The sequence below is a fragment of the Microcystis sp. M079S1 genome (genome assembly GCF_020246425.1).
Lineage (GTDB): Bacteria > Cyanobacteriota > Cyanobacteriia > Cyanobacteriales > Microcystaceae > Microcystis > Microcystis aeruginosa.
In genome coordinates this window covers 1-11,678 of record NZ_JADBSZ010000053.1, presented here as the reverse complement: position 1 = coordinate 11,678, position 11,678 = coordinate 1, and the positions used below count along the sequence as shown (strand labels likewise).

The window sequence follows — 11,678 nt, the reverse complement described above, 5'->3', positions numbered from 1 at the left end:
TATTTCGGATACTTTCATCAAGATACAGAAATCGCAGACGGCGATTTGGTCTGAGATTGAATTTGATTGCTGGTATCTACAATTACGAACTTCGTTACCGACAAAAGGATATATCTTGATTACTTTTGCAAGAGATCTAATTATTTTAAATTGCTTCGTCTTAATGCTTTACATCAATCTCTTAACCAAAATAATCAGACAAAATTAATTCATGAAATTGCTGAAGAATTAGGTTTTTTTCACCGAGGATATCTGGCATCTGATTATAAAAAACTGTTTGGTTACTTCCCCTCGGAAACCTAAAAAAATAGTAGGGGTAGGAATGAGGATTATTTTTAGATTTATTTCGAGAACTCAATTCCTAACTCCTCTTTCAATTCAGAGGCTCTCCCGCACTTGTTTGGTAGGGGCGTATATTGTACGCCCTTTCTTCGATCAGATTTGCTGATCACCATAACCTCAAGAGAGCCATTAATAATTAGCCCCATCGAGATTAATTTACTTAACTCCCACTAAAAAAGTTGTACCGATCGCCATAATTGCCAATCCGATGAACTTGCTAATTAGAGTTGCTTGCTTGGCTAATTTTTCCTTGATGACACCGCCAAGGAAAAAAGCTCCGGCTGCGATCGCTAATTGGATCACGGTAAAACCGATTAAATAGGCAACTAAAGCGGCAACTTGCGCCCCGATAATTGATTCTCCGTAGGCATAACCGTGGAAAATTCCCGCGATCATTGCCAGAGTTGCCAGAGCGATCGTATAGAGATTAGAATGAGTTTGTAAACCTTTTTTCAGGGTTAAAACCACGCCAAAAATCACCACAGAAAGGGCAACAATCCCTTCAGGAAAAAGTAAATTTATTCCCTGTAAATGAATGCCTGTCCCGATTAAAGTGGCAATCGCAAAAGCGATCGGAATTAATAAACCCTGTTCCATCCCCACAGCAATTAAACCACTAGCCACCACAAAAGCTAAATGATCTAAACCGATAACCGGGTGAGCTAAACCCGATAAAAATCCGTTCCAAAAATTATCAGGAGTTTGCCCTCCCATAGCATGATGGGCGAGGGTTTTGCTGGCAAAAATTAACAGGAAGAGAGGGACAATAGTTAATATCTTTGTCCAACTTTGACGAAAAATTATCTTCATTGATTACCTCAAAATTATGATTCGGAAACCCGCGCAACAATCGCCCGATGTCGGGGACTGGTGGGGGTAATGATCGGTGTTTGAAACCCCGCTTCAACTAATGCCCGTTCGATATCGAGAGTAAAATATTGATCGAGATAGGGTTCGGTACTCTTGAGTAAGGTTAGGACATAAGGGGGCATTTTTCGATAAATTTCCGAGCGCGGATTCATATCCATCAGCGTCAAATAACCCCCCGATCGCAATAAACGACGCGCTTCGGCGAAAATTTCTCTAGTAGCCTGTTGGGGTAGTTCGTGAAACATTAAAAACGAAGATACCAGATCGTAGGACTGACTGGGTAATTGAGTTTTTTCCGCGGCTGCGTGTTGCCATTGAATCGTCTTTTGTTTTTGTTGAGCTTGGTATTGGGCAACGGCTAAATAGTAGGGAGAGAGATCTAACCCAGTTACCCGCGCTTGAGGATAAGTATCTTGCAGTGCGAAGCTACTCATGCCGACACTACAGCCTAAATCGACAATATCGTTAATTTCTGCCTTGATTTGCTCCTTCAATATCCGGTGATATTCCCGTCGCAATCGCGGATCGCCGTCAATCCCCGCCCCGGGCCAGATGGTAGAATGGACAGCATAGGCGGCAGATTCTACCTCAAAAGCTGGCAACCAGTCTAAATTGCCCTTTTCGTAAGCGTGGAAAGAACAAACGTAGTATTCGGGATAGACGAGATCGGGATTTTCTACCGCTTGCAGTTCCCAACTCCAATCCCGTTGCTGCCATTGTTTGACGGTTTCCCGCCAAGGTACGCCTAGTTTTTCGGCTCTTTTAATCATCATATTGCGGGCCTGATAGCGAGCGATGTCAAAAAGCGGTTTTATGCCGAGAATACGGTTAACTAGACCAGAAACAGGATTAAAGGAGGTTGGAACGGGTGTAACTGTCATAGAAAAGCTTCGATCGTAAATTTTCCCTTATTCATCTTATAACAGTGATCAGTGATCAGTAATCAGTAATCAGTGAAAAAACAGCACTGTCACCGCCATTTAATACTGCTCGGTTAATAAGTAGCTGGTTATAATTAAATTAAAAATGGATTTTAGGTTCGATCCCCCCTGCCCCCCTTGATAAGGTAGGGTTGATTCATGAATCAACCCTACCCTTGATAAGGGGGGTGTCTGATAATTTTTAACGCCTACCTACTTACCACTGACTGAAAACTCAAATCTGATTACTGTTTACTGACAACAGCAAAAAGCTCCCTAACCCCCCATCTTGCCAATTTTTATCATGAGAACAATCGCTGAAATCAACGACAAAATTGCTAAAAAAACGGCTGTAGTCTGGACAGTAGAGGAATTAAAAAGCCGCGTTACCCAGATGGGAATTAAGGAGGTTTTTTCCCAAGTAGATGTGGTTTGTACGGGAACTTTTGAACCGATGGAATCTTCGGGGGCAATTATTAATTTAGGTCAGACGGATCCGCCGATAAAAATTCGTCAATGTTGGTTAGATGGGATTCCTGCTTATGCTGGTTTTGGGGCGGTGGATTTATACTTAGGAGCCAGCGCTATTAGTGATCTAGCGGCCAAAAATGAGAATTTAGAGGGAGAAAATCCCGAAAGAGGCGGCGGACATATTATTGAGGATTTAATCGCTGGAAAATCGATTCAATTGCGCGCTGTCGGCCAGGCCACCGATTGTTATCCTCGCACTTCTTTTGAAACGATTATTTCTAAGGAGACTATTAATCAATTTTATCTTTTTAATCCTCGCAATCTCTACCAGAATTTTATCGTCGGAGTCAATGGGGGAGAGCGGACTTTATATACTTATTTAGGACCACTACAGCCGCGATTAGGTAATGCAGTTTATTCTAACCCCGGGGCAATTTCTCCCCTGTTAAATGACCCCGATTTAGAGGCTATAGGCATCGGTACGCGCCTTTTTTTGGGAGGAGGAATCGGTTATATTGCCTGGGAAGGAACCCAACATTTTCCCCTGCAAAAACGCCTACAAAATCGAACTCCTATTGGACCGGCTTCCACCTTAGCCTTAATTGGTGATGCTAAACAAATGAATGCTCGCTGGGTGCGGGGTTGTTATTTCAAAAATTATGGGGCTTCTTTAATGTTAGGGGTAGCAGTACCGATTCCAATTTTAAGCGAGGAAATAGTTCGACATTGTGCGGTAAAAGATGAGGAAATTGTCGCTCCAGTGGTGGATTTTTCTATTCCCCGGCGAGTCCGTCCTACCTTTGGTTTAATCACCTACGCTAAACTAAAAAGCGGTCGGATTATGATCGAGGGAAAAAGTGTTAGGGTGGCTCCTTTGGCCAGTATTTCCCTGTCCCGGGAAGCCGCTTTAGAATTAAAAGCACTGATCGAATCGGGAGAATTTACCCTCACAGAACCCGTGGCAAAAATTAATCTAGAGCGGACTTTTATACCCCAGGATCGTTGGGGTGGAAAATTATCAATTGAGTGAGGAGTTAAAGGATTGCGTGCAGGTGGCACAACTACAATTAGGCTATGCTGAAAAACTTTTTCGTGGGGGCAGGGTGTGGGGTGTGGGGTTTTACCGGTTTTGAGGTGGCCAATTACCTAATTTTCAGGGAAAAAGAGCCTAAATTTCCCCCCCGATCACGCCAAGGGCTGCCACTTTTTGATTTCAAAAAAGCCTAAAGATATTATCCAACAAGGTTTTTAGATTTATTCAGCAAACCCTAATTATTCATACTAAATCCGTTGAGTATAAGCTACATATCAGGAGAGGCACTCTTGCAAGTGGAGTGACTCTGAAATTATTACCAATGTATTAGCAGCTGCGTGTAAGCATCTCACCGAAAAACTAATGCGCGGGGGGTTTGGGGGGTAGAACCCCCCAAAAGCTTGGATTGAGTGATCAAGTGGAAAGTAATACTAAATCCGTTGAGTATAGGATACATATCAGGAGAGGCACTGACTTGAAAATAGAGGCTGAAATAACGCCAATTCGTCAATCAGAATATTCTCATGCTTGGCGGTGCCAACTTTGACATCAGGACTGCCGACTGCCTTCGTTAACGACCTAAAAGATTGGCAATATCACCACACCCCCCCGGAATGGTTGCGCGGGACTTTTCCCCACACCAACGACAACAATAGTGACGTTGTTCCTCGCTCATGTTTTTCACCCCGGTAAAATTGACATTTTCTACCACTGCTCCCGTGTGTTCTCCGCTGTCATAATTGGGGGGAACGGTACGACTGCGGGGGGTAGCATTTTCTAGGGAACCATAAAATAAACGCATTCCTTTCATATCTGCCCCTCTTAAATTAGCTTCGTAGAGAATTGTCCGCGATAAATTTGCTTTCACCAAATCGCTATAACTTAAATCGGCCCGCACCATATTCGCTTCGCTTAAATCCGTCCAGCGCAAATCCTGCCCAGAAATGTCGGACCCCGCTAACATTACCCCCAATTGTACTACTCTTGTACCGAACTCTCGATCCTCCGCATAACCCCCTTCCCCGTCTAGAATCGGTCTGCCTAGATAACGATCTCGTTTAATCGGTGATAATAGCCGCGATTGACTCAAAAAACGCAGTATTTTCGCTTTTCCAGAGGCATCGACACTGCTGAGGATGGAAGCGGTGCGACCTTCTGCGATTGCTCTTTCCTGGGGCCAATCTTCTAAAAATCCCTCCTCATCCAAGGCTAGATCGGAAATCCCTTGAAAATAGGAATCGATCGTCTGTTGTTGGGTAATGCGATTTTGTTGTATGGTTAAATCCTTAGAAATAACGTACTGTTCCCAGGCCACATAGACAGCTAACACGGCGATCATAATCTGTCCCAAAGCCCCCACCCACTCGGCCCAAGAACCAAACTCATCGTATTTAAAACTCTCTAACCATCGCAATATTCGCTCGTAAACTCCTAAATATTTCCCTAATCCGGCCAGAGCAGCTATAAAAACTATAAAAGCGAAAACCGTCTGACGTTCAGAGGGGGTGAGATAATGGGCGATCCACTGGCGAATAGAGGGTAAAATCACCTGTAAAGATATTAATATCGCTACTATCGCCCCAGAAAAGCCTAACCAGTCCCAGCTAAAGACCAGGCCGATGGTCATCAGCATCAGGGGGGCCAGTAGTAACCCCGCATTACCCGGTCGAAGATCTTTTAATAGTAGGATGCGCTGACGCACAGGATTACGCGAAGATAAAGAGGAGACGTATTCGGAAGCATCGGGGGCCGATAAACTGGTTTTACCGTTATTTTCAGGGTTATCGTCCCTATTTTCCGCGGCGAGTTTTTCTGGGTCTTTGCGATCGCTCATGTTAATCCTTGTCAAGAGAAAATAATTCCACACCGAAAACTGAGGCGAAAACTCTCGATAAATCTTGCTGTACTTGCATAAGACTAATATTAGGCAGAAACTGCCGTAAACTGCCCACGGGTTTATTAGCAATCCCACAGGGAATAATCTCGCCAAAACCGCTTAAATCCGGACAAACATTGATGGCAAAACCATGATAGGTAATCCAACGACTAACTTTAATACCGATCGCCGCTATTTTATACCCTTCTACCCATACCCCCGTCAAGCCCCCGATTCTTTCCCCCGACAATCCATAAATAGCGATAGTTTGCAGGATGACTTCTTCCAATTGTCGCAAATACCAGTGTAAATCCTGCTGATAATAGCGCAAATTGAGGATCGGATAGCCCACTAACTGCCCCGGACAGTGATAGGTGACTTCGCCTCCTCGCTCGATTCTATACACTTCTTTGTCGGTTTTGTCAAGATTAAATTTAATAAACTTAATATCTGAACCGGTACCGAGGGTGTAAACGGGGGGATGTTCCAGAAGGAGCAGCATATCGGGTAAGTCGGGATTAGCAATTCTCGCCTCCACCAGCGATCGCTGTTGCGCCCAGGCCAGAGAATAGGGAGTAATTGCCTGAATTTTCAGCCCACAGAGACGAGGTATTTTTTGAGCATTCATTGCGAGATTTGTCAAAATATTTAAGAAATGTAAAAGAGCGCAAAGGAAGATTAAAAGAAGGGAAGATATATATGTTGGGGAGAATACTAAGTGCTAATCTAAGGATATCCCATCTATTCGGATGTTAACCGTCGAACAGGAGAAACAATCACCGGATTCCCTTGCAGGCGGCCAAAATCGGTTTCTTTAAATAAAAGTTAACAGAACTTCGCACTTCTGTTAAGAGAAGCTTTGGAGAAACTTGTTAGAATAGAGGTAGATAAATCCAGTTGCAAATAGGCGCTCGACCCGATGAATTTTCCGCGCGATCCGACAAAAAAAAGAGAACGAGAACACCGACAATATCTAGACTGTGACCTCTAATTGACTTTCACTCAACAGTGCGATCAAGCGGATTTTTGAGGATTAAATTCCTAGCATCAACATCCCTTAAAAATAGTTGATGTGGACGGTCTATAGCAAAATTTTTAGATGGAGTAGTGAGTATGAAGCTATTGATTCAGGGCAATAATATCGCTGTCACCGAAGCTATTCATGATTATGTGGAACAAAAGCTGGAGAAAGCGGTGAAACATTTTAACGGCATGACCACAAAAGTCGATGTTCACCTCTCCGTGGAAAAGAATGCACGCATTCCTGATCGCCACAAAGCGGAAGTAACGGTTTATGCTAATGGAACAGTGATTCGCGCTCAAGAAGGAAGCGAAAATTTGTACGCGAGTATTGATTTAGTTTCTGATAAAATCGCTCGTCAACTCCGCAAGTATAAAGAAAGATTGGTGGATCATCGCACCAACGCCACCGTTAAAACTAGCGAGGTGGTGCAAGAGAAACCCTTAGATGATAGCCTCATTGGTGATCGCACTCCCGAATTACCTGCGGAAGTAGTGCGGATGAAATACTTTGCCATGCCACCAATGACTATTGAGGAAGCACTAACACAATTGCAATTAGTCGATCACGATTTCTTTATGTTCTGCAACAAAGACACGAACGAAATCAACGTTATCTATCAACGCAATCACGGCGGTTTTGGTGTTATTCAGCCCCGTCCCGTTAACGTAAATGGCAAAGAACCCCATTAACAGTTAGCGACTACAAATAAAACCAAAGACTGGAGAAATTCTCCAGTCTTTTTCTCATCTAACCAAGATTAACTTTAACCACTTTATTTTTTTCTGCCGCCGCTTTCGGGAGGGTGAGACAAAGAATACCGTTTTGATAGTTAGCGGTAACTTGGCTATTTTGCACCTCCACTGGCAGGGTAATCAAGCGACTAAATTTACCATAATAAAATTCGCTGTTTTCCACCTCGGCAGGGCATTCACGTTGCCCATTAATAGCCACCATTTGCTTGCTAACCTCCACATCGATATCTTTAATATCCATACCGGGTAATTCGATTTTTAATTCCACGGAATCCTCGTTAACGGAGATTTCCACCGGGGGACGAGATCCCAATGAAGTTGTCGGTAATACTTCTTGAAAAAGTTGATCGATTTGACGTTGGACAGAATTAATTTCTAGGAAGGGAGAATAAAGAGTGAAAGCCATAGTAATAATTTCCTTGAGAGGTTTTCTCTGACTGCGATTATCTCTATCTTAAGCAACTAACTTGGCTTCCACAAGACGGTTTTCAGGAAATAAAAAGTCGCAATAACCGATACAGTTATCAGTTATCAGTTATCAGTGGCAAGTGGGAAGTTGTGGGGTGTGGGGTGTGGGGTGTGGGGTGTGGGGTGTGGGGTGCAAAAAAACTGACGGCTGACGGCTAAAATAACTGTTATAACCATTGTTGTAATTCCGGCCAACCCAAACCCTGACGCACGATATCCGGTTGATCGCCGGTAAAATCAACAATTGTTGACACTTCCGAACCGGGGGCCGAACCATCTTCGATAATTAAATCAACTATATGATCGAGGGCATCGAATAACCTAGCGGATTCTAATCCCTTGGTGGGAAAATCCCCCTCCTGATCGGGAAGATGGGCAGAACTAGAGATAATGGGATTTTCTAGGGTTTCGAGAATAGTGCGACAGATAACGTGATCGGGAACCCGGATACCGGTGGTTTTCCGCTTCGGATTCATCACCACTTTCGGCACTAATTTAGTCGCCGGTAAGAGAAAAGTGTAGGGACCCGGTATAACTCGTCGCATAATCTTATAGGCATAATCGCTGACCACTGCGTACTCGGAAATATTCGACAAAGAAGAACAGAGAAACGTCAAGGGTTTATCATTAGATAGTTGCTTGATTTGGCGAACTCGTTCGACGGCGGATTTCACATTGAGATCGCAACCGATCGCATAGACAGTATCGGTAGGATAAAGCATAATTGCCCCATTTTTAAGGGCATGACAGATTTCTTGGATAGAACGTTGTTGGGGATTTTCCGGATGGAGAGAGTAAATAGTAGCCATGATAGCAAAATCGTCGCCTATTGGGATTGTCCCACGGGAATCGCCGGGGATATGTGTTTAGGGGCATTAGTAGATTTAGGAGTCCCCCTAGAATACCTGATTGCACAACTAAAAACTTTAGGAATCGAGGATGAATATCAGTTAAGGGCCGAAAAAGTGCATCGTCGCGGTCAAGTTGCTACTAAGGTTCACGTCGATGTCGCTGCCGAGAAGTCCGATCATCATCACCACCATCACCATCATACCCCCGCTCGCCATTTACCGGAGATTGAAAGTTTAATTAAACAGGCAAATTTACCCCAGAAAGTCCAAGAATGGAGTTTAGCGGTTTTTCAACAACTTGCGATCGCAGAAGGAGCCGTTCACGGGATCGCACCGGAAAAGGTGCATTTTCACGAAGTGGGGGCAACCGATGCCATTGTTGATATCGTCGGGACTTGTTTGGGTTTGGATTGGCTATCGGTGAGTGAATTATACTGTTCTTCTCTACCCACTGGCGGCGGTACAGTTCAGGCCGCCCATGGTCGTTTACCGGTTCCCGTGCCAGCAGTAGTACAATTGTTAAGTCGGCGACAAGTACCAATTTATAGTAATGGCATCGAAGCAGAGTTGGTAACACCCACGGGGGCAGCTATTGTGACAACTTTAGCTAAAAGTTTCGGTAAACCGCCGAAAATACAGTTAGAAAAGGTCGGTTTAGGAGCAGGAACAAAAGATTTACCGATTCCCAATCTTGTCCGGCTTTGGTTAGGGAAAAAAGAACCAGAAAAGCTAGATGAAATCGAAACTGTGGCAGTTTTAGAAACTCAAATTGATGACTTAAATCCGCAAGCGATCGCCTACTTAAGCGAGGCTTTATTACAAGCAGGGGCTTTAGATGTATTTAGTCAAGCAATTACTATGAAAAAATCTCGTTTAGGGATACTCTTGACAGTAATTTGTGCCTTGGATAAAATTGCTATTTGTGAAAATATGATCTTTCAGGAAACCACAACTTTAGGCATTAGAAGGACGATTCAAGAGCGATCGATCTTAAAAAGAGAGATACAATCGATCGATACTGTCTATGGACAAATTCGGCTAAAAGTTGCCTACAAAGAGTCAATTAATCAACCGATTACCGTACAACCAGAATACGAAGATTGTGCCGCAATTGCCCGTCAGCATCATCTACCTTGGCGATTTGTTCATCAAATGGCTTTAACTATTTGGCAAGAAAAAAATCAGTCTTGACAGCAGGTCAATTTTATCATAAAACTGCTATTGTTCAAAAGCTATTTTCAGGAAAATAATCCCAATTTAAAACCTGTTCCTGGGTAAAAGGACAATCAACTGGAAAAGTTTCTTTTGGTAAATTAGTTTCATTTACCGTCCCTCGCACTGCTTTCTGATAACATTCCGCGAAAATATCGGCTAAATAGGGTTTTAAGCTAGGACTATCCCTTAAAATAAGCTCTAATTGTTCTCTTTGTTCATCAATCGTATTTACCCAGCTATTAGTCCGTTTTTCCGGTTGATATTGCCATTTAAGTAAGTGCATCAAGAGAACTTTTAAACGACTGAATACCTCCCGTCTATTATTACGTCCCATATCAGATATTTCTTCGATTAAGTTATCTAAATCGAGGGCTGCTAAATGGCCCTTTTTTAAGTGATTTACGGTTTGCTCAAGCCACAAATTAAAATCAGTTTCATAAAGCTGAGATAATTGATTTTTCATGTTGATGATATCCCATTTAGAAGTGGGTGGTAACGGACCACTCTCTTAACTGTAACTGTTCAGGGGAGTTATCAGTAGGGGGAGCCAGTTGAGGTTCTGCCATTCGCAGTCGGATGTTAGCCAGCCCCATGTACAATCAAAAATACTAAATTTAGCCAATAAAATAAGGACGCTGCCAATTGCGTCCTCAAGGTGTCTGGAAAAGGCTTTTTTCCTAGACTTTCCGAGAGTAGTATTCCACTACTAACAGTTCATTAATCGAGAGGGCAATCCATTCTCTTTCCACAACGCCATTCACTTTGCCCACGAGGGTGTTTTTGTCAAATTCCAAATGACTCGGCAGGTTGGCTAAACCGGGGTATTCCATATTTCTTTTGACTAGATCCTGGGAACGCTCCTGATTTCTAACTCCAATCACATCACCCGGACGGCACTGATAACTGGCAATATCCACAACTCTACCGTTAACGGTGACGTGACCGTGATTGACTAATTGTCGCGCCCCCGGAATTGTCCCAGCCATACCGAGACGGAAAACGGTATTATCCAGACGCATTTCTAAGAGTTGCAGCAGCACTTGACCAGTGGAACCAGTGGCCCGGCGAGCTTTGCGGACATAGCGAACTAATTGTTTCTCGCTGACACCGTAGTTAAAACGCAGTTTTTGTTTTTCTTCTAGACGAATGGCATATTCTGAACGTTTTTTGCGGGCCTGGCCATGTTGCCCGGGTGCATAGGCACGACGGGCATTTTTACGGGTTAGGCCCGGTAATTCCCCTAAACGACGCACAACGCGCAAGCGCGGTCCTCTATAACGAGACATACAGACAGTCTGCTCCTATTTAAATTTATCCCAAAACTATTATCGTAGCACAAATTAAGTGATTTAGTTGGCGTGTGGGGTGTAGGGTGTAGGGTGTGGGGTGTGGGGAGATGGGGTGTGGGGTGTGGGGTGTGGGGTGTGGGGAGAATAAATAAAAGCAATCTCCTGAATACTGACTCCCGACTCGGAGAATACTGATCACTGATTACTGATTACTGATTACTGATCACTGATTCAAGCCTGACGGCAGCTGATGTATTTTTTTCATCGGAAATTTTGGGTCTGAAACCCCGCCGTTCTAGGTTGGCTTTACGTTAGAATTAAAAAGCCAGTCTCGAAAACCAAGTGGACGGCGCAGCACCTTGAAAACTCGGCTTAGGGGGTTCCGACCAGAAAAGCTTGGCCGGGTAAAAAGTCGCGCGCAACAAGTACAAGAAGCTATAGGTTGTCAACGTACCGTGGGACACACGGAATCGGGCTTCTGAAATGGGGCGAAAGTCTGTGGACTCTGTGTAAGACAGTACATGGTTTTTTAACTGTGGTATGCGACGGTGGTGGAAGCAGAAACTT

The 11,678-nt window shown here is 43.8% G+C and carries 11 protein-coding genes and 3 pseudogenes; 5 read left to right on the top strand and 9 right to left on the bottom strand.

Translation table 11 applies throughout. The features are described from left to right. Nucleotides 1-119 (top strand): annotated as a pseudogene (locus IM456_RS03300) (IS5 family transposase); the annotation flags it as partial. Between the two features lie 19 nt (nt 120-138). After that, a pseudogene (locus IM456_RS03295) lies at nt 139-303 on the top strand (helix-turn-helix transcriptional regulator); the annotation flags it as partial. Between the two features lie 195 nt (nt 304-498). Here IM456_RS03295 and IM456_RS03290 read toward each other — a convergent pair. Together IM456_RS03290 and IM456_RS03285 are read right to left on the bottom strand one after the other, a co-directional pair. After that, on the bottom strand, nt 499-1,152 hold the full coding sequence (locus IM456_RS03290) for a HupE/UreJ family protein (RefSeq protein WP_149987283.1): 654 nt from the start codon (nt 1,150-1,152) through the stop codon (nt 499-501). Nucleotides 1,153-1,166: 14 nt separating this feature from the next. Further along, complete coding sequence (locus tag IM456_RS03285) at nt 1,167-2,093, bottom strand: class I SAM-dependent methyltransferase (RefSeq protein WP_149987282.1); 927 nt, start codon at nt 2,091-2,093, stop codon at nt 1,167-1,169. A 343-nt stretch (nt 2,094-2,436) separates the two neighbouring features. Here IM456_RS03285 and IM456_RS03280 point away from each other — a divergent pair, with 343 nt between their 5' ends. Further along, complete coding sequence (locus IM456_RS03280) at nt 2,437-3,633, top strand: homocysteine biosynthesis protein (protein ID WP_149987281.1); 1,197 nt, start codon at nt 2,437-2,439, stop codon at nt 3,631-3,633. A 278-nt stretch (nt 3,634-3,911) separates the two neighbouring features. On the opposite strand, the pseudogene IM456_RS23200 reads toward IM456_RS03280, so the two are convergent. The 3 genes and pseudogenes from IM456_RS23200 to lipB all read right to left on the bottom strand — a co-directional run bounded on the left by IM456_RS23200 (nt 3,912) and on the right by lipB (nt 6,140). Next, nucleotides 3,912-4,093: pseudogene (locus IM456_RS23200) on the bottom strand (hypothetical protein). A gap of 114 nt (nt 4,094-4,207) precedes the next feature. After that, the gene (locus tag IM456_RS03275; RefSeq protein ID WP_104396838.1) at nt 4,208-5,470 is read right to left on the bottom strand and encodes a pentapeptide repeat-containing protein; all 1,263 of its coding nucleotides are present in this window, start codon (nt 5,468-5,470) and stop codon (nt 4,208-4,210) included. A gap of 1 nt (nt 5,471) precedes the next feature. Then, nucleotides 5,472-6,140 (bottom strand): lipoyl(octanoyl) transferase LipB, encoded by a 669-nt coding sequence (lipB, locus tag IM456_RS03270; RefSeq protein WP_287692968.1) that lies wholly within the window; start codon nt 6,138-6,140, stop codon nt 5,472-5,474. 485 nt (nt 6,141-6,625) lie between these two features. Here lipB and hpf point away from each other — a divergent pair, with 485 nt between their 5' ends. Beyond that, nucleotides 6,626-7,225 (top strand): ribosome hibernation-promoting factor, HPF/YfiA family, encoded by a 600-nt coding sequence (gene hpf / locus IM456_RS03265; protein ID WP_149987279.1) that lies wholly within the window; start codon nt 6,626-6,628, stop codon nt 7,223-7,225. Nucleotides 7,226-7,283: 58 nt separating this feature from the next. Here the strand turns inward: hpf and IM456_RS03260 are convergent, their stop codons facing one another. Next, on the bottom strand, nt 7,284-7,694 hold the full coding sequence (locus IM456_RS03260; protein ID WP_149987278.1) for an Hsp20/alpha crystallin family protein: 411 nt from the start codon (nt 7,692-7,694) through the stop codon (nt 7,284-7,286). Between the two features lie 229 nt (nt 7,695-7,923). After that, a complete protein-coding gene (locus tag IM456_RS03255; protein ID WP_287661594.1) occupies nt 7,924-8,565 on the bottom strand; it encodes an L-threonylcarbamoyladenylate synthase in 642 nt (213 codons plus the stop codon). Here IM456_RS03255 and larC point away from each other — a divergent pair. Continuing rightward, entirely contained in the window at nt 8,542-9,798 is a 1,257-nt protein-coding gene (gene larC, locus IM456_RS03250; protein WP_287692964.1) for a nickel pincer cofactor biosynthesis protein LarC, read from the top strand. The genes IM456_RS03255 and larC overlap by 24 nt on opposite strands. 34 nt (nt 9,799-9,832) lie before the next feature. Here larC and IM456_RS03245 read toward each other — a convergent pair whose 3' ends face one another. Further along, nucleotides 9,833-10,285 (bottom strand): DUF29 domain-containing protein, encoded by a 453-nt coding sequence (locus IM456_RS03245; protein ID WP_149987275.1) that lies wholly within the window; start codon nt 10,283-10,285, stop codon nt 9,833-9,835. A 214-nt stretch (nt 10,286-10,499) separates the two neighbouring features. After that, entirely contained in the window at nt 10,500-11,108 is a 609-nt protein-coding gene (gene rpsD, locus IM456_RS03240; RefSeq protein ID WP_002737433.1) for a 30S ribosomal protein S4, read from the bottom strand. Between the last annotated feature and the right edge of the window lie 570 nt (nt 11,109-11,678).